This window comes from Bifidobacterium xylocopae (assembly GCF_003315615.1).
Lineage (GTDB): Bacteria > Actinomycetota > Actinomycetes > Actinomycetales > Bifidobacteriaceae > Bombiscardovia > Bombiscardovia xylocopae.
Window position 1 is genome coordinate 201348 of sequence record NZ_PDCH01000001.1, and the last position, 19555, is coordinate 220902.

Consider the following 19555-nt stretch of genomic DNA (forward strand, 5'->3'; position numbering starts at 1 on the left):
GAAGCATGGGCAAGAAAACAACACTGAGAATTATCGTGACTGACCAGACAGGAGCGGAAGCTTCTGCTGCTCTTGAGAACACGGCGGCTCTCACTGTAAAGGACTTAGCGCTCACGATGCGCCTTTTCAACGACAGTGACGCTATCAACGCTATTAGCCTCACGGAGGATGTATGAACGCGACGAGAGCAAAACGAATGTCAAAAAAAGGGTTGAGAGAAGCCATGGCAAAAGCATGGCAAGAAGGATGGGAGGCTAGGCGTCGTCAGTCTCCTGGTACCTCGATCGACTATGCGAATCACAACCCGTACACCGAGAAAAGTTTCAGCGAGCGCTATCCACGCGAGATTGCCGATCTTGAATCGGATTACCGGTGCAACGAGGATACGATTCTCCAGAAGATACAATTCTCTAGGCCTCCGCTCATCCCCACCTTCGTGGTCAGCAAGCAACCGGAAGACATCGAATTGAAATTAACTACCGGTTTTGCTTCTACATGGACATTCCTCCCAGACCGGTTGGCATGCAGGCTTGGTCTATGGCTGATTAACCATACCGAGGAGGAGTCATGAGCAGGCAGAGTAGGCAGGCCCACGCTTTGCAGGACATCAGGGACGGTGCCGACGATGGGACGATACGCGCAAAGTACGGGTATCCGCCGGCCGTCATCCAAGCCATGAGGGACACCGTTAGGCGTGAAGTCGGATATGAGGAAGGACCGGAGTTTTGACCAGAGACTGCCCAGTGTGCATCGGGGCCCCACGCGGACCACTGTGCAAGGAGCACCGCCACCAGCTCGCCCGCACCCTTCACGAGCTGCGCCTGAGCATGTACGAGCTCAAGGACGCGGCCGACCGTAAAGTCAGGCTCGGACGCCGTGGCGGGGGAGCGCGGCCAGCGTTCGCGCCCACGCCCATGGATCTGAGCGCCGCCGACCTGTACGACCAGGTGGAGGACATCATCCAGGACGTGGCCGGTGACATCGGACTGTGGGGTGGCAGGGCACCGCAGGTCCTACGCAAGCTGACCGCCAGGATCGGGCGCCTGTACGACGCGCCAAACTCGGGCCGCGACTACCGGGAGCTGGCGGACGCTTTGCGCAGGGTCGGCGAGCGCGTGTCCGCGCCAGGCGAGCGTGTCGTGTACGGACGCTGCCTCAACCCCATGTGCAAAACGGTGCTCAGTGGGCCTCCTGACGGGTTGGCAGCCACCTGCCCTGAGTGCGGGTCCACCTGGACCGTGAAAGCCCTCACAGAGGCCCGCGTGGACACTCTCAGGGGTCAGACCATCACCTGCACGCCCAAAGCTGCCGGCCAGTGGCTGGAATGGAAGACCGGCAAACGGGTGACACGCAACCGGGTGGACATGTGGCTGCGCCGAGGCCGGCTCCCCAGTGCGCAAAGGACGGACGGGCCCGGACGTTGGACGTTTGACACGGGCGAGCTGCTGGAATGCCTGGGAGCGTAATCCCGGCTTGCATTGCAGAGGTTGTTACGCTATTTTGGATATAGTTGATTTTAGTGTAAGGGTCGGGCCGCAAGGTCCGGCCCTTCGCCGTTCCCGGGGGTGGTGCGATGAAGCGGGAAACCGTCACCTGCACCGCCTACGAACTGCCGGGCTGGCTGCGCCGGTACGCCGAATGGCGGCATTACAAGCGCTGGACCATTACCAAGGACAAAAAGCAGGACGACACCAGCCAGGCTGAGGCCGTCACCGAAGGAACCACTAGAGAGACCGTTGAAATTCCGGATAGCGCGGAGGAGCTCCGGTACAAGGAACGGGAACGCACCCGTGATCTCCTCACCGACAAATGGAGGGACCGGATCTGCCCGGTCTGCGGCGGTCGCGACTTCCAGGCCGGCGACACCATGGTTCTGCGCGACCGCTCCTACACCAGCTTCATGCCCGTCTGCCAGGTCATCTGCCTGGCGTGCGGGCACACGATGCTCTTCAACGCGCTCGTCCTGGGCGTTAAGACCGCCCAGGACTACACCGCACGACGAATGGACGGAGACAGGGTGTGAACGTCGAAACGAGCGCTATGGACATCCGAGACATCACATTCGGTCGTATCGCGGTCGGGCCGGTCACCCAGGGCGACATCGCCGTGCCCGGCATCAAGGTCACGAGGAAGAACATCACCCACTGGATCGAGCGAGGGCAAATGCCCAGCCTTAAGTCGTTGGAGGAGGGCTGGTATGAGTTCAGCATCGGCGAGCTAGTGGCTTTGGCTGAGAAGCTTGATGCGAGGCGGTTGCTTGCGGGCCGCGCCGACCGTATCACTGCAAGATAGGCATAGGTGTTACGCACTTGTGCATGTATAGTTATATCGACATACTGGTGTTGGTCATTCTGCAGAAGCCGTGCCAACTATCATGAAACCCGATCATCAGCGTTTCAAAGTCGTCTCTGGTGATGCGTCCTTGGAGGTTTGTGAATGTGCTTATTGGGTGCCAGTCGTGAAGGATCGCTTGACAAAACAGACAGTTATATTTTAGGTTTACATTGCTCTCATTAAGTGTGGGGATGGTTGTGAATGGCAGTCTTATTAATTGTCCTAGTGCCGCGAGGTGTGTGATTTGATGCGTTCAGCAAGCGCTGAGAGAATGCATGACGCCGATGTCCGGCAGGCCACATGGGCTATGATTAATCGCTGCAAAAGCAACAATGGGCCCGACGTACTCAAACTTGATGAGTTCGCCCTATGTAGTGAAGTTCGGGCCGACATCACTGTCATCAACGGGCATATGACCGGATACGAGCTGAAAAGTGCGAGCGATAATCTTAAGAGGCTACCCAAACAGGTATCCTTCTATTCGAAGGTGCTGGATTACTGCAATCTAGTGGTTGCAGAGAATCATTTCGATAGAGCTCTTCAGTTGTTACCCTCATCGTGGGGGATTTATATAGCAAAGGGCACAAAGAAGGGTTCTCTTCATATTCGCAGATACAGGACTGCACGGATTGATAGAAGCATGTTTGACGCGAGGCTGGCAGTGGAGCTACTCTGGCGCGACGAAGCCTTGGACATACTCACCCAGTATGGATATGACAGAGGGGTCAGATCTCTGACGAGACCTTTCATCTGGGATAGGATGGTAGAACGATTCACCCCATCCCAGATCAGACAACTTGTACGGCATCAGCTCAAATCACGCCAGCATTGGAGAGTTGTCTCACCACATATGCCAGATGATGAGAGCTGCTCCACTTCAGCCACTGACTGCCTGAACCGGTAGGGATGGGGACTTTTTTGGCACTGATAGCAGCAGGATAGTCATATTGCGCAGCCAAATGGAATTTCGAATCCCCTTCAGAAAATTGAGGATTGTCAACTATCCTTGTTTTTATCAACTGATTCGAAATTTTATATATGCCGGTTCCGGGGTGATACTTATTTGAACTTTTCCCCCTAACCAACACCCATCTATCATCTTGAGTATAGCGGATATTGGGAGCTGGGCTTCCGAACGAGTTATTACTCATCTTTGGGTTGAAGACCGAGTAATCACCGTAAAGAATGGCATTGTATTTATTCCTTATGCTTTTCCAGACTGCGTATTCACGGCGGAAATGGAATGCCATATTGCCTAAAGGGAGTCCTCCAGGTGGCGGCACTCGAGCAGTATCTTTGACGAAAGAAATCTGTTGTGGGAATGATCCACCAAGCATGAAAATCTGATAAAACCTATCAATCAGTTGATGAGTTGATAATTCTTTCAATATATTCATGCACAAGCGGCCCGCTTCTAATACGACGCTCTCATTCGCGCAGTCATTCCCAGAGTCAGTTTTCGTGTCATGACCATGGATATAACCTAAGTCAAGGATCAGACTAACTGGCATACCTGATTTAACAGTCGTCTTATTCAATAAGCTTTGCAGGTCTCGGACTAAAGCATTCGGCACTTGCCGGCCACTCAACTTCACGCGAACCGCCACGAAAGAAGGCTTTAACGTGGATGTGATCGTGGAGAAATCGCCCGGGGAAGTACCCAAAGGCATGCTAATCCCAAAGCTGTTCTGCATTTGACTGGGGACGCTCAAGTCCTTGATGATGCTTATCGATTTCGGAGTGATGGTATCCCCGAGATCCACGCACAGATTTACTTGATTATTCGTTTTCAGCAGCCTTGTAAGGTTATTAAAAGTATCGGAAACTCTACCATCGGACAAGACAAGAGCGATAATTTTGTCAAGCTCACTTTGTTTAAGGTCATTAAGCGCACCTAGCTCGCTTGCTCTGGGATGTACAGCTGATAAATATGCTTTTTGCCGGATCATGCTTCTCCTTTGATAGTAGGACCACAACAACTCCTATCTTAGGGCACAGTGCTTCATCACTCCATTCTGATCAGATAGGCGCTTCGCAATCCTCTACGACGACTGCGTGACCGAGTTTATGAGCGCGCACATAACAGGCAACCCGAAGGGGCCACTGCGAATCTCATTGCCAGAATCACATACATGGAACGACCTGATGATGTAACTTAGGATGCGACCCGCGCCGCGGGCATGCCCACCCACGACTATCTGACCCCGCCTCACGGCACGGCTACATCCCCTGGCTCCCCACCCAGGTCGAGCTCCTGTCCGACCAGTGGCAGCTCTGCGACGCGACCGGCAAGCCCATCGGCTGACCAACACTTGCCCGCAGTCCTTCACTTACTTCCCCGCGGGCACCCCGCTTGCGCGGCGGCCTCCACGGCGAGAGGCAGGCCAAACCGAAAGCCGTGGACGGGTGTCCAAGCCTTCCACGCCGTGCTACCGCTTGCGAGGTCTTCCACCATGGCCAGGACGCTGAGAGTCCCAAGCCTCGATGGTGTGGGGCTCCCACCCACGGATTGTGCCTATGGTCGCGTCCGGGGGTGGGAGCTTGTAGCCCGCGAGCGCGCTTTTGCTGATGCCCAGCTGCTGAGCCACTTGGGTGAGGGAGAGGTAGTGTCTGGTCACTGGTGTGGGTCCTTGTGGATGGATGTTGCGAGTCCGAAGCCTCCCGCTGCGAGCGCGAAGAGCCCACCGCTCCAGGGCACTGATCCGAGCGAACAGATGAGGCCTGCGATCCCGCAGGCGAGGCTGGCGATACCCATATAGGTTTTACTTGTCATAGTGTGCCATGAGATAGGATTGGGGCGGGGTTCCGGATACTAGGTTTATTCGGAACCCCTTTTGGTTACTTGCCTTGGTGGGTGATGTCGTGTATGAGCACGGCCACGGCTATGAGCGTGGTTATCACCGAGCTGACGGCTTGTATCCAATCCGTTATCTTCATGTTCACCTCCTTTCTTTGCTGACATTAATATAATAACTCAGTTCTGTAATTAAGGCAAGGCGACACGACAGAAAGAACGGGAAACATGCCGGAACCAGCACTCAGAAAACATATCGTCGAGCCACCAGCAAACAACCAGCTACACGGCATCGAGCATCAGCTCACGCGCATAGCCGACACCATGTCAGGCCAAAGCATGCAAATCGACCGCGACGATGCACTCAAAGCCTGGCCGCTGCGCGTCTACCAAGACGAATACTTAAGAGCCTTGCAAGACCTAGGCATTGAGCTGCTCTGATGCCCATAAGGCCACAAGGCAGGTGCACCAAGGCAGGCTGCAAAGCCAAAGCCGTCACGATGGGGCGCTGCGCCGACCATCAGCCCAAACCATGGGCCAGGCCATCCGCGCACACACAGACCATCGACCACGCAAGATGGAGCGTCGCCAGGCAGGCCGCACTAGCCAGGGACGGACGCCAATGCGTGCGTTGCGGGGCCAAAGCCACCGAGGTCGACCACATCTGGGAGGTCGCCGACGGCGGCAGCCTCTACGGCACAAGCAACCTACAGTCACTGTGCCATGCATGCCACCAAGCCAAGACAGCCATCGCCAGACGCAGACGCGCCGGCGACACCGGTGAGCCAAGCCTCGCGGCTCGCCTGTTCGACCAAATCGAAGGCGACTGACCCCAAGTTATCCACAATCCCAAGAATGGCGTAATTGCAACGATTCTAAGGGGTATGGGGTAATTATCAACAAAAATTGTGGATAACTGGGGCGCCGCCGAAACTGCTTTTTTCGCGTCTCAGGTTTCCCAAATCGTTTTTCGCCTGACAGGGGGTGCCACCATGGGTCAGCGGGGTCCGATGAAGGCGCCGACCAAGCTGCGACTGATCAACGGGAGGGGTGAAGGCCGTGACTCCGGGGGACGCAAGGTCGAGAAGGAAATCGGATTCGAGCGAGACAAGCCCAGGATGCCGTCCTATCTGCCAGAAGGGGCCAAGACCGTGTGGAAGAGCGTTGTCGAGACGCTGGATGGACTCGGCATCCTCAAGAAAGTGGACGGTCCGAGCCTGGAGGCGTACTGCACGGCTGTTTGGCAGATGCGTGAGTCCATGAAGCAGCTCCTGGAAGAAGGCATGACGGTCGAGACATCCCAGGGGGTGCCCAAACCACATCCAGCTGTGGCCGCGTTGAAGGCGGCCAGGGCCGACGTGCACACATTCGCGCGTGACTTCGGGCTCAATCCAGCGGCGGAAGGACAGATACAGGGGCTAGGTGAGGACGATGGCGACCAGGAAGCAAACCCCTTCGCCATCGGAGACTGAAACCATCGAACTTCCCTCCGATCAGGAGCTGGAACGGCTGAAGATCTCACCTGAGGTCGCCTGGTACATGCTCTCCCGCGGGCTGGAGCTGCCCAAGGAATGGCAGACCCCCAAGATCAAGACCTCCGAGCCCAGGGACATGGAGGGGGCCAGCTTCGACCCGTCCCGTGTGGACCGCGTCCTGGCCTCCTTCCACGTGCTGCGCCACACGCAAGGCAAATGGGCCGGACAGCCGCTGGACCCGGCCCCCTGGCAGGTCGCCTGGATCCTCGCTCCCGTCTTCGGGTGGGTCCACGAGAACGGCGACGGCCAGATCGTGCGCGTCATCAACGACCTGTACGTGGACGTACCCCGCAAGAACGGCAAGTCCACGCTTTCGGGCGGCATCGCCGTCTACATGCTCGGCGCCGACGGAGAGGAAGGCGCACAGGTCGTGTGCGCCGCCAGCACCGAACACCAAGCCGGTTTCGTCTTCCAACCTGTCAAGCAACTGGTGGAGAAGACACCGGCCCTCAAGGGCGTGATGAAAGCCCACCAGAAACGCATCGTCCACAACGCCTCCGGCAGCTACATGGAAGTCATCAGCTCCGCCGCCGACGCCGCCCACGGCATGAACCTCCACTGCTTCATCTGCGACGAGCTTCACGTGTACAAGACCCCTGACCTGGTACGCACACTGGAGACCGGTCGCGGCTCGCGCTCGCAGCCTCTCGGCGTGCGGATCACCACGCCTGACGCGGGGAAGTCGGGCACGATCTACGACGAGACCCGTCATTATGTGGAGCAGCTTGCAGCCGGCACCATCGAGGACAGTTCATGGTACGGGGTGGTGTGGGGGGCCGATGAGGACGATGACCCGTTCGCGGTGAAGACGCAGATGAAGGCAAATCCGGGCTATGGGGTCCCTCCCGGTGCCGACTACCTTGCCAAGGTCGCAACCAGGGCTAGGAACTCACCCGCCGAGCTGGCCAACTACCTTCGCCTGCACTTGGGCATCCGCACCAAGCAGGAGACCAGGTTCATCACCCTGAAGGCATGGGACCGCAACGCCGGGACCGTGGACGATAAGAAGCTGGAGCGCAGGGAATGCTATGGCGGCTGGGACCTGGGCTCCGTATCAGACCTTACGGCCTGGTGCCTGCTTTTCCCCCAAGGTGAGGGGTACCGGTGCCGCATGCGCTTCTGGTGCCCGGAGGCCGCTCTGGACGAGCTGGACAAACGCACTTCCGGCAACGCGAGCGTGTGGGTGAGGCAGGGCTTCCTGACGCCCACGCCTGGTGACGTGACCGATTACTCGTACATCGAGCAGCAGATCCGCGCCGACCTTGAGACGTACGACATCCGCAGCATCGGCTACGACCCATGGAACGCCACACAGGTGGTCAACGACCTGGAGGAGTCGGGTTTAAGCGATGAACGCCTGACTCCGGTGCGCCAAGGATTCAAGACCCTCTCGCCGGTGCTCAAGGAGCTGCAGCGCCTATTGCTGACCGGTAGCGAGGACCATCCGCTCTTCCAACATGGCGGAAACCCCGTTCTGCGCTGGAACGTTGACAATTTGGCGGTTAAATCCGATGAGAACGGCAACGTGCAGCCCAGCAAGAAGGACTCACGGGACAAGATCGACGGCGTGGCCGCCATCTGCGACGCCCTCTCCGAGGCCATGACCCGCAAGACGACCCTCAAAGACAACCCGTACGCCTCGCACGGGCTGTACGCATGAGCAAGGAGGACGGCATGATCTGGCCATTCACCAGGCGCAAGCAGGTCGAGAAGTCCGTCCAGGACTTCCAGGCCGGCACCGTGAGGGGACGCTGGTACGTCGTGGACCCGGGCATGCCCCTGTCCGCCAATTCCGAGGCGCTCTCCGTGTTCTCCACACAGCCGTCCGTGCGCAAGACCGTGGAGTTCGTGGCCCGCAACGCGGCCCGCATCCCCATGAAGGTCTACCGTCGCGACGGGGACAACGACCGGCCTGTGGTCACCAGCGGTCCACTCTACGACCTGGTGAAATACCCCACCCGGTACCACGGTGCCTACCGGTTCTGGTACGATCTGATCTGCGACCTGCTAATCTATGACCGCTTCGCCATCAAGCTCCTGCCTAGCGCATCAACCCGCAGCGGCTACGAGCTCTACCGCCTGCCCGCCTACTCGTGGACCTTCACCTGGAGCGGCTACGAGGATGTCCACGGCATCCAGCTGTCCACCGCCGACAGCCACTCCGCCACCATCGGCCTGGACGGCATCCTGTGGGACAAGGGCTACGGCAGCGCCAACGGCGTGAGTCCCATGCGGACCCTCTCCCAGACCTTGCGCGAATACGCCGAATCGGTCAAATGGCGGCAGGCCATCTGGCAGAACGGTGCCCGCATCCCCGGCATCTTCGCCATGGATGCCGACATGAAGCCACTGGAACGCGGCGATCAGAAACGGCTTGAGACCGACATCAACGACTATCTGGAGAACGGCGGCCACGAGGGGCGCTCCCCGGTCCTTCAGGGCATCCATTGGGAGAAGGTCGAGTCCTTCAGCCCCAAGGACGCCCAGGAGGTCGAGGGCCGGACCCTGGCCGACATCGAGGTGGCCTCCGCATACCACGTACCGCCCGAGATGGTGGGGGCCAGGGAGGCCGACTACTCCTCGACCCAGGCGTTCCGCGACAGCCTGTACAAGGAGACCCTCGGACCCCTGTTCACCCAGTTGGAGCAGGCCTTCAATGCACAGATCGTGCCCCTGGTGTCCACCGATCCCCGCGAATACGTCGAGTTCGACCTCAACGCCGCCCTGCGCGGCTCCTTCCTCGAGCAGGCCGAGATCCTGCAGAAGGCCGTCGGAGGTCCTTACCTGAGCATCAACGAGGGCCGCAAGGAGCAAGGCTTCCCAGGATTGGGTCCCGAATATGACCAGATCATCGACCTGCTGAACACCGTGCGCGGGGGAGGCCCGCAGGCAGACCCCACCGACTCAGGGTCACAGAACATAGGAGGAAGCCAATGAAGCAGCACACCCTCAAACGCTCCACCGGGGCAACGCTCAAAAGTGTCGGTGACGAGGGAAGCCTGGGTGACGGCAGGTTCAGCGCCCTGGTGAGCGTCTTCGGCAACGTCGACTCCCTGGGCGAGGTGGTCATGCCTGGGGCCTTCACGGAGACACTGTCCAAATGGAAGGCCTCGGGCGATCCCATCCCCGTGGTCTGGTCCCACGACTGGCGCAACCCCATGAGCCACATCGGCGAGGTCCTCGAGGCCAAGGAGACCGACATGGGCCTGGAGGTCACGGCGCAGCTGGACATGACCAACCCCACCGCCGTGCAGGTCTTCAAACTCCTCAAGGACCGCAGGGTCAAGGAGTTCTCCTATTCGGGGGTCGAGTCCGACTTCAACGTCGTGGCCGGACCCGACGGCGACCCCATCTACCAGGTCGGCAAGGTCGACCTCATAGAGCTGGGCCCGTGCATGAAGGGAGCCAACCCAGCTACCGTGCTGCTCTCCACCAAGGCCGACCAGGTCGAAGTGGACGCCGAAACCGTGGAGGATGCAGATCCACAAACCGAATACGGTGCCGGAGATGACGGCGGTCGGACAGATGACGTGTTGGAGCCTGACGAGGGCCTGCGCGAACTGGTCCGCCAGACCGTGCTCCAAGAACTTGCCTCACGATCCGAGCCCCAAGGCGAGGAAGAGGAGGGACAGGACGGCGCGGATGACATCGCGAAGTCCTGGACAGTGCCCGAAACCACCGCCTGGGCAGCGGAAACGGAAATCAACCTCATGGAAGGAACACTATGAGCCTGCAAAACGAACTGAAGGACATCCTCGCCCAGACGAACACCCTGGCGAAGAAAGCCCAGGAGGAGAAGCGCGAATTCACTCCCGAGGAGAACGACCTGATCCTCGAATGGAAGCAGAAAGCCGACGACCTTCGCGAGCGGATTAGGAAGGCCGACGAGGCCGCCGAGGCCTTCAAGAGCCTAGCCGGTGGCGACGGCGAGGACAGCGCCTCCCCCGTGGAGCAGTCCAGGAGCGTCACGGCTAAGTCCTACGGCCAGGCGTTCACCGCCACGGAGGCCTACAAGAGCTTCCAGGCTGACCAGCCCCACGGCACCCCCGTGTCCATCACCGCCCGGAACCTGCGCGTCAAGGCAGACCCCGACCCGCTGTCCACCGCACTGCCCGGTGCCATCGTCCCCCAGATGTTGCCCGGGGTAGCCGACCTGACCTACCCGCAGCCCAACACCTTCCTGTCCCTGATTACCCTGGGCACCACCACAAGCCAGTTCCTCAAGTACCGGCAGCTGGTCTCCGTGACCAACAACGCCAAGAAGGTCAAGGAGGGCGAGCTCAAGCCCCTGAGCACTCTATCCACCGCCTTGGCCGAGGCCCACGCCTTCACGGTGGCCGACGGCACCAAGGTCACCAACCAGGAGCTGGCCGACGACGGGGTGATCAGCTCCCTGATCGATTCAGTCCTGACCCGCAACCTTTCCGCCTACAAGGAGAACCTGGTTCTCAACGGCCTGGGCGGCACCGACGAGCCCAAGGGCATCCTGAACACCCCCGGCACCCTGCAGATCCCCTTCGACACGGATGTGGTCACCACCGTGTCTCACGCCATCACCCAGCTCCAGCAGGCGGTCTCCGGGATAGGCGTGCAGGCCGTGGTCATGAACCCGGCCGACAACGAGGCCCTGAACCTCATGAAGGACAAGAACGACCGCTACCTGTCCAACGCTCCCTTCGCCACCGGCCCCTTCACCCTGTTCGGCGTGCCCCGCATCACCTCCAGCATCGTGCCGCAGGGCAAGGTCCTGGTCGGCGACTTCCACTCGGTGCAGCTCCTGCAGAAGACCCCGCTGTCCATCCTGGCCTTCAACCAGAACGAGGACGACGCGCGACACAACCTCACCTACGTGAGGGCCGAGGAGGAGTACCTGCTCATGATCCGTGAACCACGCCGCATCGCCGTGGCCACCATCGCCGGAGCCCCCTCCGGCAACGGCAGCCACTGACACCGATAGGAGGCCGCAATGAGCGAGCTGACGGAAACCAGGACGTTGGCGGCGGCCGAGGACCTGGCCATGCGCATCGGCTGCAAGGCCGATGACGGCAAGCTGCTGCTCTCCCTGCGCCTGGCCTCCGACCGGTTCGCCGGCCAAAGCCACAACCCCATCGCCAAGGTCGAGCATGAGGAGATCGTCCTGGATGCCACCGGCACCAGGAGCGTGCGCCTTCCCCTGTGGCCGGTCCTCGCCGTCGACCGGGTGCTGCTTTCAGGCACGCTGGTCGACTTCGAGTGGTCGGCCGACGGCATGCTGCGCTTCGAGCGCCCACTGCCCGACAGGTGGCGGGCGCTGATGGTCACCTATTCGCATGGCTATGACCCCATCCCCGGGGACGTGTCCGACGCTGTCCTGGAGCAGGCGGCCGCCATCTACCAGGTGCTGCCGGGCCTTGCCTCCTACACCACGGGGGCGGAGTCACGCACCTACAGCCTGGCCCTGAGCGTGGGCACCTCGGCGGCCTGGTCAGCTGCGGTGGACAAGTACCGGATCGGACTGGCCTCATGATCGGCACGCACGGGGAGGCCATCACCGTCCAGCGCAGGACACTGGGCGAGCCCGACGTGGATGGCGAGCAGACGGAGACAGTCACCGAGACCATGGTGGAAGGGTGCGGCGTCCAGCCGGTCATGGACATGGGCCAGGCCCTGTTCGAGCAGACCGTCATCGTGCCGCGCTGGAAAGTAATAGGCCCATACGGCCAGTACTTGTCCACGCTGATCGACGGCAACAGCCGCATCCTATGGCGAGACAAGGCGTACAAGCCCACTGGCCCGGTGCAGGACTATCGGACAGCCGACCGCCTGGGCGACCATAGCGAGTTCTACATGCTGGAGGAGGGGCGATGAGCAGCGGAGCCATGGTGGATGACGAGTGGATCGACCGCAACATCCTGCATAACCCGGAGGTCAGGGGGGCGCTCGTGGGCACAGCCAAACGACTGCTGCCCATCTGCCAGCGGCTCGCCATCCAGGAGGGATGCACCGAATTCGCCGACTCCCTGCGCATCGAACAGGGCACCCGCCCCGGCACCAAATCGCCCACCGGCATCAAACGCCCCTACGCGCGCGTCATCGCCGGCAGCGAGGACGCCGCCGAACAGGAGCACGGATCCCTGCGCTACCCGCGCCACGCCTTCTTCAACCGCGCCACCGCCCAACTCTAAGGAGGCCGGCATGGATCCGATCCAATGGCCGCAGCACCTGCGGCTGGTCAACCAATGGCTGGCCGACCGCACGGGGATGAAACCATACACGCGCGTGCCCGACAAGCCCGCGGCCATGCTGCCCCTCATCCACACCGGCCTCGCACCATCGGGCAGCCTCGGCCGCGTCGAACGCTCCGTGAGCGTCGACATCGACGTGCTGGCCGACGGGTGGAAGAGCATGAACCCGCTCATCCAACAGGTCGACTCGGCCATGGCCGCGCTCGCAGGCAACGGCAACCAATACGGGTACGTGGACGACCTCGCCGGCACCGCCTTCGCCGACGTGCCCTGGGGCGACCCCTCCATCCTGCGCTGCACGGCCACCTTCACCCTGACCATGCGGCCCATCAGCCAATAACCACCAACCCAGACGCAAAGCCATCCCAATCCCGGGGTGGCTTCTTTTATAAGGAGTGAAATCATGCCCGATACCATGCCCGACATCACACCGCTGGACGGCGGGGCCCCGACTCCGCCGCAGACCATCGCGGACCTCCAGTCCTACATGGACCTGGCGCCATCGAACGTGCGCAAGCACGGCACCATGCTCATGGCCATCGCCGACTACTCCACGAAGGCGCCGGAGAAGTTCTTCGGCGAGGACGGCCTGCCTCTGCGCCTGCCCGAAGGGTACAAGCAGATGGGCTACATCACCACCAAGGGCATCGTGGAGAAACGCGCCGTCAAGACCGACGACACCACCATGATGCAGGACCTGGAGCCGGTGCGCAGCGATCTGAGCTCCTCCACCCGCGACCTGGACGTCACCTTCGGCGAGGCCAACGCATGGACCGAGTCCCTGCGCGCCGGCCTGCCCGTCTCCGCCTGGCCTGCCGACAAGAACTCCAAGACCTGGTCCATCGACGAGAAAAGCATGAGCGAGATGCCCAAGTACCGCATCTACCTCATCGCCCAGGACGGCGTGGGCGCCGACGCCGTCTACCGCGTCGAATTCGCCTACAAGGCCTCCATCAGCGGCTTCGGCGACCGCACCATGGACCGCGCCGACAGCGAGGACCTGGGCTTCACCTTCGCCTGCCTGACCGACGAGAAGACCGGTGGCAAGCAGTACACCAAGAAGTCCAGCACCAAGACCACCGCCTGACCGGCGGACAGCCGCCATCCGGATAACCACATCAGCAATTAAGGAGCAACCACCATGCCCACCAAGTACTCATTGCACGCCGTCCGCCAGAAGTACAAGGAGACCCACCCCGGCGTCGATGACACCATCGGCTTCACCATCAGCGATGAACCAATGTCCACCGTCTACCACATCGAGCACCCGCTCATGCAGACCAACAAGACCAAGCGTGCCCTCGCCGCGGCGCAGAAGGACGGCAGCGACTACGACCTGGCCAAGGCGCTACTGGGTGACCAGTGGGGCCAGTTCGAGGATGACGGAGGCCAGGCTTCGGATGTGCTCCTGCTCATCAATCAGATTACCGAGGAGCTGACAGACACCATGCCCGACGGGTCCCCTACTCAGCGCTAGACCTCCTGGAAGCGAGCGGGCACCCGGAGGAGCTGGAAGCGGCGCTGTGCGCCCAGTACAGCCCCCGGGACCCCATTGCGGAGTTCTGGCGCGGAGACATCACACTGCGCGCGCTGCGCGTCCTGGTCATGGGACTGACCGAACCCAACGCGCTCGCCTCGGCCCTGGCACGGGACCGGAGGGAGGCGGAGACCCGAAAACCCGAGGACCGTCTCGCACCTCGGCAGAAGCAGGAGATGGACGCTTTGGCGTCACGGCTAGCAGGAGGATGACATGGCCACGAAGCCCGTATTCGTCGATGTGCTGCCCAATCTGGCGGGCTTCGGCTCCCTGCTCCTGGGAGGGACCACGGACGCGGCCAGCAAGGCGGGTCGTTCGGCCGGCGACGCCTGGTCGAGGTCCATGGCCGCCGCGTCCAAGAGCGACGTGCTCAAAAGCCAGGTGGCCGCGCTGCAAGAGGCGGAATCCAAGGCGAAGAGGGCCGTCCAGGACGCCACCAGGGACATCGCCAAGGCTCGGGATGCCGCCGCCGTGGCCGCCAAGAACGAGCAGGCAGCCGAGAAGCGGCTGGACGAGCAGGTCGAGAAATACGGCCCATCATCCTCGCAGGCCATCAAGGCTGAGGCACAACTGGAAGCCGCGCGGGCCAAGGTCCGTCAGACCACCGAGCGGGTAGACGCCTCCGAGAAAGCGCTCAAGGCCTCCAAGAACGCCACCAAGGAGACCACCGAGCAGCTCACCAAGGCCAACAAGGAACTGGCCAAGGCCACAGAGGAGCAGCCATCAAGGTGGGCGAGTTTCGGCAGTTCGCTTGAAGGGGTGAACGCCAAAAGCGGCATGCTGCGCCGGACCTGGGACAAGGCGCGCGGAAGCCTCAAGCTGCTGGGGGTCGGGATCGGGGCCGTGGGCCTGGCCCAGTGGATGAAGACCAGCGCCGACGCCACCGAGACCTTCCAGAAGCAGATGAACCTGCTGGTCACCGCCGGCGGCGAGTCGACCAGCCAGCTGGGCCGTGTCGAGCAGGGCATCAAGGACATCGCGGTTCAGACCGGCATCAGCACAAGCCAGCTGGCCGAAGGCATGTACACGATGGAAAAGGCCCAACTGCGAGGAGCCGACGGTCTCAAGGTCCTCAAGGCCGCCGCCCAGGGCGCCACCGACGAACAGGTGGACCTCGGTGTCATGACGAATGCGCTGACCTCCATCATGCGTTCCTACAACATCCCTGCCGGTAAGGCTTCCAGCGTGACCAACCAGCTTGTCGCGGCCAGCGGGGAAGCCAAGACCACGATGCAGGAATTCGCAGGATCGCTGTCAACCGTGCTGCCCGTGGCTTCGGCCGCCGGCATCAGCTTCGACCAGGTGGGCGGCGCCATCGCCACCCTCACCTCGCACGGCACCAGCGCACAGGAGTCCACCCAGGAACTATCCAATACGATCCGCAGCCTTCAGGCCCCCAACCAGGTGGCAGTCAAGGAGATGCAGCAGTTCGGCATCAGCAGCGTGGACGTGGCCCAGAATCTGGGCAAGCGAGGCCTGACCGGCACGATCGGCTACCTGAGCGAGACGATCCTGCAGAAGATGGGGCCATCCGGCACCGTCCTCCTGGACGCCTTCAACCAATCGAAGTTCGCGGCCCAGGACGCAGCGACAATGTTCGGCAAGCTTACCGGCAAGTCCAAGGAGCTCGCCAAAGGTGTAATGGACGGGTCAGTGACCCTCCAGGACTACCGGCAGGGGCTGAAGGCCCTGCCCGACCAGCAGGCCGCCCTGGTGCGCCAGTGGGAGCAGATGTACACCAAGAGCAAGGGCTTCAACGACCAGCTCAAGCAGGGTTCGCCGCAGGCGCAGACCTACACCGAGGCACTGAAGAAGATCATGGGCGGCGCCACCGGTATGAACACCGCCCTGATGCTCTCCGGTGGATCAACCAAGACGTTCGCCAACAACGTCAAGGGCATTTCCGACGCGGCCAAGCAGAACGGACAGGACATCAGCACCTGGGCCGAGACGCAGAAGACTGCCAAGGTGCAGACCGACCGTTTCAATCAGGTCCTCGACACCAGCCGCATCACCATGGCATCGAAGTTCCTTCCTGCCATCACCAACACCATGCGTGGCCTGACTAACGGAGCGGTCGCTATAGGTGACTTCACCTCCAAGCATAAGGTCCTCGTCGGTGCAATGGGAGGAGTTGCCGGTGCCCTGGCCCTCACTGTCGCCGGCGTGAAGGCGTATATAGCAATCACAAAGGCCGGGACGGCGGCCAACATCATCTTCACCAATGGAATGAAACTCCTGAAAGCTGCTTTCATCAGCAGCCCCTGGGGGTGGGTCGTCATTGTCATCGGTGCGATCGTCGCCGCCATCATAGCGGCATATAACCACATCAAGCCGTTCCACGATTTCGTGAACAAGATGTTCTCGGGGATCAAGAACATCGCCATGAGCGTGGGCAAGTGGTTCTCCGGTCCGTTCGTGAACTTTTTCAAGAGCGCGTGGGGAGCAATCAAGGCAGGAGCGCAGGGGTTCTGGAACTTCCTGAAAATCGTGTTCAACGGCATAGGGAAGATTTTCAAGTTCGCCATCACCCTGTATGGGACCATCTTCTTCACGCCGTTCGTCATCGCGTTCAACCTGCTGAAGAAACCGGTCATGGACCTGTGGCACAAGGTCATCCAACCGGCGTTCGTGGGTATCAAGGACATCATGCATGCGGAATGGGGCTGGATAGACGCGCATGTGCTCAAGCCCTTCAAGGACGGCCTGAGTATGTTGGGCAAGTCCATGAGTGCGGTATGGAACGAGACCATTCGACCCGTGTGGGATTGGATTCGGGACAAGTTCTCGACCACTTGGAACTGGATCAAGGACCACGTCATCACCGCGTGGAACAACGAGATCCGTGGATGGGCCCGCATCTTCCATTGGTTGTACGACAACGCCATCAGCCCTGTCTGGGATTGGATTCGGGACAAGTCGAGCGCTGCGTGGAACTGGATCAGCGAGCATGTGTTCGCACCTTTCAAACAGGGCATCCACGACATCGGCCAGGCCTTCGAGACGACGAAGGACTGGATAGGACGCTCCTGGGACATGATCAAGGACGCGGCTGCCAAGCCCGTGCACTGGGTTGTAGACACCGTGTACACCAAGGGCATACAGGGTGTGTGGAACACGATCGCCGGGAAGGTTGGCCTCGACCTGAAACTGCCTGACGCGCCCATGTTCGCGGACGGCGGCATCAATCCCGGTTACGCCCCCGGCCAGGACTCGATCCTGGCGCTCACCTCGCCTGGTGAGGCGTGGATGGTGCCTGAGTGGACACGCGCCGTGGGAGCCGACAACATCAACCGTTGGAACCGTCTGGCACGCCAGGCGGGGCCGGCCGCCGTGCGTGCGGACATGGGCTTCTCCGTCGGAGGGGTCGTACAAGGTTTCGACCTGGGTGGCATCGTGGACTCCGCCAAGGACTGGCTGTCCAACGCCGCCCATAACGTTGCTGACTTCTTCGCCGACCCGGGTGGCGTCATCAGCCGGATGATCCTGGACCCTGTACGCAACGCCATAAAAGGCGCTGCCGGCGGGGACTGGGGGCAGTTGGTCGGGCAGATGCCGATCAAGGTGGCCGGACAGCTCGTGCAGAAGGCCAAGGACGCCGTTTCCAAGCTGCTTAACGCCGGCGGAGGTGGCGGAGGAGTGGAACGCTGGCGCCCTCTGGTATCCCAGGCGCTGCGGATGCTGGGCCAGCCCGACAGCTGGACCGACACCGTGTTGCGACGCATGAACCAGGAGAGCGGCGGCAACCCCGGCGCAATCAACAAGTGGGATTCGAACGCGAAGGCCGGCATGCCCTCACAAGGGCTCATGCAGGTTATACCGCCCACCTTCGCCGCTTACTCGGGCCCGTTCGCAGGCAAGCCGATCACCGATCCGTTGGCCAACATCTACGCCGGATTGAATTACGCGATCCACCGGTACGGAAGCTTATCCGCCCTGGACAGGCCCGGCGGATACGCCGACGGCGGCGTGGTGCCCAGCCTGTACGACAAGGGCGGCTGGCTCCGACCGGGCACCACGGTTGTCAGCAACCAGACCGGCAGTCCCGAACTGGTGCTCACTCCCGAACAGCAGTCGCGCCTGTTCGACAAGGATGACCGCAGCCGGGAGACCAACGTGGAGCGCACTGCGCCGATGATTGTCAACATCACCAATAACGGGGTCAAAGACCCCTACGTGACCGGGACGATCACCGGAAGGACGGCGGCCCGCCAGTTGCGCGCGTCGAAGATGGGGGTGTCATGAGCTACCAGCCAACCTATGCGGTCCTGTATTACCGGGACCGGTCGGTGCGTTTCAGCGGCAGCAAGACCCAACCCATCCCCGAAGACCTGGGCATCAGCCAGGAAGGCATCGAGGGCTGGCGCAGCACACCCGAGGCGAAGGTCACGCTCACAGAGCGGGCATCCGGCAACGGTGCGCACGACATCAACCCCGACGCCATTCTCTACTCCGCACGCACCGTCACCCTGCACTGGGTGGCGTTGGGTGATGAACGCGTCCAGGTCCTCGCCGCACTGGACAGAGCCCTCGCATCGGCCGGTACCGTGGTCAGGCTGCGGGTCGTGGACGGATCCGATGACACGTACGTGTCCGGCTACGCGAGCGTCAGCGCTGACCAGGCATGGCACCAGGGCACCATGACCGGCACCCTTACGGTCGTGTGCCCGCGCCCGGAGCGTCTGGCTTGGGATGCGCAGTCCGCGCAGCTGATGGCCCCGAGCTCCACGTCGGGCGGCTTGTCGTATGGGTCGGCGGGCAATGGGCTTGTGTATCCGCTGGATTACGGGGCGGCGTCGGCTGACCAGTCCCAGATGCTGCTGCGCAACAGCGGCACGTCCCGGGCGTATCCGGTGCTGACCGCGTCGGGTGACTGGCCTGAGGGGGTGCTGCTCATGTGGGGCGAGGGCCGGGCATTGGAGTGGCGGGGCCGGGTGTGGCCCGGCGTGCCGCTGGAGCTGGACTGCCGCTCGCAGACCGCGTCGATGGGCGGTGTGGACGTGTCCCGCGGCCTGGTGCGTCGTGGCTTCCCCCGGATCGAGCCGGGGTCCGACATCATGCTGCGCCTGCTTTCCGCCGGTGGCGGCTGGGTGACGTGCGAGACGCGCGACACATACATCTGATTGATTTT

General features: G+C 61.4%; 24 protein-coding genes. 22 read left to right on the forward strand and 2 right to left on the reverse strand.

The window, feature by feature from the left end:
- The first annotated feature begins 5 nt into the window (after positions 1 to 5).
- The 7 genes from CRD59_RS07920 (at position 6) to CRD59_RS08330 (ending at position 3238) form a co-directional block, all read left to right on the forward strand.
- Positions 6 to 176, forward strand: coding sequence for a hypothetical protein (locus CRD59_RS07920; protein ID WP_161522242.1), 171 nt, complete (start codon positions 6 to 8; stop codon positions 174 to 176).
- Positions 173 to 571, forward strand: a complete 399-nt coding sequence (locus CRD59_RS00900; RefSeq protein ID WP_127920918.1) for a hypothetical protein — start codon at positions 173 to 175, stop codon at positions 569 to 571. Before CRD59_RS07920 ends, CRD59_RS00900 begins: the two co-directional genes overlap by 4 nt.
- Positions 568 to 729, forward strand: coding sequence for a hypothetical protein (locus CRD59_RS07925; protein WP_161522243.1), 162 nt, complete (start codon positions 568 to 570; stop codon positions 727 to 729). The genes CRD59_RS00900 and CRD59_RS07925 overlap by 4 nt, the downstream gene beginning before the upstream one ends.
- Positions 726 to 1466: a type II toxin-antitoxin system RelE/ParE family toxin gene (locus CRD59_RS00905; protein ID WP_127920919.1), complete on the forward strand. Its 741-nt coding sequence runs from the start codon at positions 726 to 728 to the stop codon at positions 1464 to 1466. The genes CRD59_RS07925 and CRD59_RS00905 overlap by 4 nt, the downstream gene beginning before the upstream one ends.
- A gap of 107 nt (positions 1467 to 1573) precedes the next feature.
- Positions 1574 to 2023: a hypothetical protein gene (locus tag CRD59_RS00910; protein ID WP_113852714.1), complete on the forward strand. Its 450-nt coding sequence runs from the start codon at positions 1574 to 1576 to the stop codon at positions 2021 to 2023.
- A complete protein-coding gene (locus tag CRD59_RS00915; protein WP_113852715.1) occupies positions 2020 to 2292 on the forward strand; it encodes a hypothetical protein in 273 nt (90 codons plus the stop codon). Before CRD59_RS00910 ends, CRD59_RS00915 begins: the two co-directional genes overlap by 4 nt.
- Positions 2293 to 2641: 349 nt before the next feature.
- Positions 2642 to 3238, forward strand: a complete 597-nt coding sequence (locus CRD59_RS08330; RefSeq protein WP_407923096.1) for a sce7726 family protein — start codon at positions 2642 to 2644, stop codon at positions 3236 to 3238.
- Here the strand turns inward: CRD59_RS08330 and CRD59_RS00920 are convergent.
- Both CRD59_RS00920 and CRD59_RS07930 read right to left on the reverse strand, forming a co-directional pair.
- Positions 3147 to 4283: a beta family protein gene (locus CRD59_RS00920; protein WP_113852716.1), complete on the reverse strand. Its 1137-nt coding sequence runs from the start codon at positions 4281 to 4283 to the stop codon at positions 3147 to 3149. The genes CRD59_RS08330 and CRD59_RS00920 overlap by 92 nt on opposite strands.
- Positions 4284 to 4948: 665 nt before the next feature.
- Positions 4949 to 5107 carry a hypothetical protein gene (locus CRD59_RS07930; RefSeq protein ID WP_161522244.1) on the reverse strand — a complete coding sequence of 53 codons (159 nt, stop codon included), beginning with the start codon at positions 5105 to 5107 and terminating at the stop codon, positions 4949 to 4951.
- Positions 5108 to 5356: 249 nt separating this feature from the next.
- On the opposite strand from CRD59_RS07930, the gene CRD59_RS00930 reads away from it, so the two are divergent.
- From CRD59_RS00930 to CRD59_RS01000, 15 genes are all read left to right on the forward strand, one after another.
- Positions 5357 to 5569: a hypothetical protein gene (locus CRD59_RS00930; RefSeq protein WP_113852718.1), complete on the forward strand. Its 213-nt coding sequence runs from the start codon at positions 5357 to 5359 to the stop codon at positions 5567 to 5569.
- Positions 5569 to 5958, forward strand: a complete 390-nt coding sequence (locus CRD59_RS00935) for an HNH endonuclease (protein ID WP_113852719.1) — start codon at positions 5569 to 5571, stop codon at positions 5956 to 5958. Before CRD59_RS00930 ends, CRD59_RS00935 begins: the two co-directional genes overlap by 1 nt.
- A gap of 162 nt (positions 5959 to 6120) precedes the next feature.
- Entirely contained in the window at positions 6121 to 6600 is a 480-nt protein-coding gene (locus CRD59_RS00940) for a phage terminase small subunit P27 family (RefSeq protein WP_113852720.1), read from the forward strand.
- Positions 6560 to 8323: a terminase large subunit gene (locus CRD59_RS00945; RefSeq protein ID WP_113852721.1), complete on the forward strand. Its 1764-nt coding sequence runs from the start codon at positions 6560 to 6562 to the stop codon at positions 8321 to 8323. The genes CRD59_RS00940 and CRD59_RS00945 overlap by 41 nt, the downstream gene beginning before the upstream one ends.
- 14 nt (positions 8324 to 8337) lie before the next feature.
- Positions 8338 to 9600 (forward strand): phage portal protein, encoded by a 1263-nt coding sequence (locus tag CRD59_RS00950; protein ID WP_161522245.1) that lies wholly within the window; start codon positions 8338 to 8340, stop codon positions 9598 to 9600.
- A complete protein-coding gene (locus CRD59_RS00955) occupies positions 9597 to 10391 on the forward strand; it encodes an HK97 family phage prohead protease (protein WP_113852723.1) in 795 nt (264 codons plus the stop codon). The genes CRD59_RS00950 and CRD59_RS00955 overlap by 4 nt, the downstream gene beginning before the upstream one ends.
- Positions 10388 to 11611 carry a phage major capsid protein gene (locus CRD59_RS00960; RefSeq protein WP_113852724.1) on the forward strand — a complete coding sequence of 408 codons (1224 nt, stop codon included), beginning with the start codon at positions 10388 to 10390 and terminating at the stop codon, positions 11609 to 11611. The genes CRD59_RS00955 and CRD59_RS00960 overlap by 4 nt, the downstream gene beginning before the upstream one ends.
- A gap of 18 nt (positions 11612 to 11629) precedes the next feature.
- Positions 11630 to 12169 carry a hypothetical protein gene (locus tag CRD59_RS00965; RefSeq protein ID WP_113852725.1) on the forward strand — a complete coding sequence of 180 codons (540 nt, stop codon included), beginning with the start codon at positions 11630 to 11632 and terminating at the stop codon, positions 12167 to 12169.
- Positions 12166 to 12510 carry a hypothetical protein gene (locus CRD59_RS00970; protein WP_113852726.1) on the forward strand — a complete coding sequence of 115 codons (345 nt, stop codon included), beginning with the start codon at positions 12166 to 12168 and terminating at the stop codon, positions 12508 to 12510. The genes CRD59_RS00965 and CRD59_RS00970 overlap by 4 nt, the downstream gene beginning before the upstream one ends.
- Positions 12507 to 12827, forward strand: coding sequence for a hypothetical protein (locus CRD59_RS00975; RefSeq protein WP_236632643.1), 321 nt, complete (start codon positions 12507 to 12509; stop codon positions 12825 to 12827). Before CRD59_RS00970 ends, CRD59_RS00975 begins: the two co-directional genes overlap by 4 nt.
- Before the next feature lie 10 nt (positions 12828 to 12837).
- A complete protein-coding gene (locus CRD59_RS00980; protein ID WP_113852727.1) occupies positions 12838 to 13227 on the forward strand; it encodes a hypothetical protein in 390 nt (129 codons plus the stop codon).
- Positions 13228 to 13290: 63 nt separating this feature from the next.
- A complete protein-coding gene (locus CRD59_RS00985; protein ID WP_113852728.1) occupies positions 13291 to 13974 on the forward strand; it encodes a hypothetical protein in 684 nt (227 codons plus the stop codon).
- A gap of 54 nt (positions 13975 to 14028) precedes the next feature.
- Entirely contained in the window at positions 14029 to 14364 is a 336-nt protein-coding gene (locus CRD59_RS00990) for a hypothetical protein (protein ID WP_113852729.1), read from the forward strand.
- Between the two features lie 273 nt (positions 14365 to 14637).
- Positions 14638 to 18669 (forward strand): phage tail tape measure protein, encoded by a 4032-nt coding sequence (locus CRD59_RS00995; RefSeq protein ID WP_113852730.1) that lies wholly within the window; start codon positions 14638 to 14640, stop codon positions 18667 to 18669.
- Positions 18666 to 19547 (forward strand): hypothetical protein, encoded by an 882-nt coding sequence (locus CRD59_RS01000; RefSeq protein WP_113852731.1) that lies wholly within the window; start codon positions 18666 to 18668, stop codon positions 19545 to 19547. Before CRD59_RS00995 ends, CRD59_RS01000 begins: the two co-directional genes overlap by 4 nt.
- The last annotated feature ends 8 nt before the right edge of the window (positions 19548 to 19555 follow it).

Bases quoted from the DNA above. Each gene is read 5' to 3' on its own strand.
- CRD59_RS00950 (WP_161522245.1), top strand. From the start codon at position 8,338: ATGATCTGGCCATTCACCAGGCGCAAGCAGGTCGAGAAGTCCGTCCAG.
- CRD59_RS00980 (WP_113852727.1), top strand. From the start codon at position 12,838: ATGGATCCGATCCAATGGCCGCAGCACCTGCGGCTGGTCAACCAATGG.
- CRD59_RS08330 (WP_407923096.1), top strand. From the start codon at position 2,642: ATGATTAATCGCTGCAAAAGCAACAATGGGCCCGACGTACTCAAACTT.
- CRD59_RS00935 (WP_113852719.1), top strand. From the start codon at position 5,569: ATGCCCATAAGGCCACAAGGCAGGTGCACCAAGGCAGGCTGCAAAGCC.
- CRD59_RS00970 (WP_113852726.1), top strand. From the start codon at position 12,166: ATGATCGGCACGCACGGGGAGGCCATCACCGTCCAGCGCAGGACACTG.
- CRD59_RS00910 (WP_113852714.1), top strand. From the start codon at position 1,574: ATGAAGCGGGAAACCGTCACCTGCACCGCCTACGAACTGCCGGGCTGG.
- CRD59_RS07930 (WP_161522244.1), bottom strand. From the start codon at position 5,107: ATGACAAGTAAAACCTATATGGGTATCGCCAGCCTCGCCTGCGGGATC.
- CRD59_RS00975 (WP_236632643.1), top strand. From the start codon at position 12,507: ATGAGCAGCGGAGCCATGGTGGATGACGAGTGGATCGACCGCAACATC.
- CRD59_RS00900 (WP_127920918.1), top strand. From the start codon at position 173: ATGAACGCGACGAGAGCAAAACGAATGTCAAAAAAAGGGTTGAGAGAA.
- CRD59_RS00985 (WP_113852728.1), top strand. From the start codon at position 13,291: ATGCCCGATACCATGCCCGACATCACACCGCTGGACGGCGGGGCCCCG.
- CRD59_RS00945 (WP_113852721.1), top strand. From the start codon at position 6,560: ATGGCGACCAGGAAGCAAACCCCTTCGCCATCGGAGACTGAAACCATC.
- CRD59_RS00960 (WP_113852724.1), top strand. From the start codon at position 10,388: ATGAGCCTGCAAAACGAACTGAAGGACATCCTCGCCCAGACGAACACC.
- CRD59_RS00995 (WP_113852730.1), top strand. From the start codon at position 14,638: ATGGCCACGAAGCCCGTATTCGTCGATGTGCTGCCCAATCTGGCGGGC.
- CRD59_RS01000 (WP_113852731.1), top strand. From the start codon at position 18,666: ATGAGCTACCAGCCAACCTATGCGGTCCTGTATTACCGGGACCGGTCG.
- CRD59_RS00930 (WP_113852718.1), top strand. From the start codon at position 5,357: ATGCCGGAACCAGCACTCAGAAAACATATCGTCGAGCCACCAGCAAAC.
- CRD59_RS00990 (WP_113852729.1), top strand. From the start codon at position 14,029: ATGCCCACCAAGTACTCATTGCACGCCGTCCGCCAGAAGTACAAGGAG.
- CRD59_RS07925 (WP_161522243.1), top strand. From the start codon at position 568: ATGAGCAGGCAGAGTAGGCAGGCCCACGCTTTGCAGGACATCAGGGAC.
- CRD59_RS00920 (WP_113852716.1), bottom strand. From the start codon at position 4,283: ATGATCCGGCAAAAAGCATATTTATCAGCTGTACATCCCAGAGCAAGC.
- CRD59_RS00955 (WP_113852723.1), top strand. From the start codon at position 9,597: ATGAAGCAGCACACCCTCAAACGCTCCACCGGGGCAACGCTCAAAAGT.
- CRD59_RS07920 (WP_161522242.1), top strand. From the start codon at position 6: ATGGGCAAGAAAACAACACTGAGAATTATCGTGACTGACCAGACAGGA.
- CRD59_RS00940 (WP_113852720.1), top strand. From the start codon at position 6,121: ATGGGTCAGCGGGGTCCGATGAAGGCGCCGACCAAGCTGCGACTGATC.
- CRD59_RS00965 (WP_113852725.1), top strand. From the start codon at position 11,630: ATGAGCGAGCTGACGGAAACCAGGACGTTGGCGGCGGCCGAGGACCTG.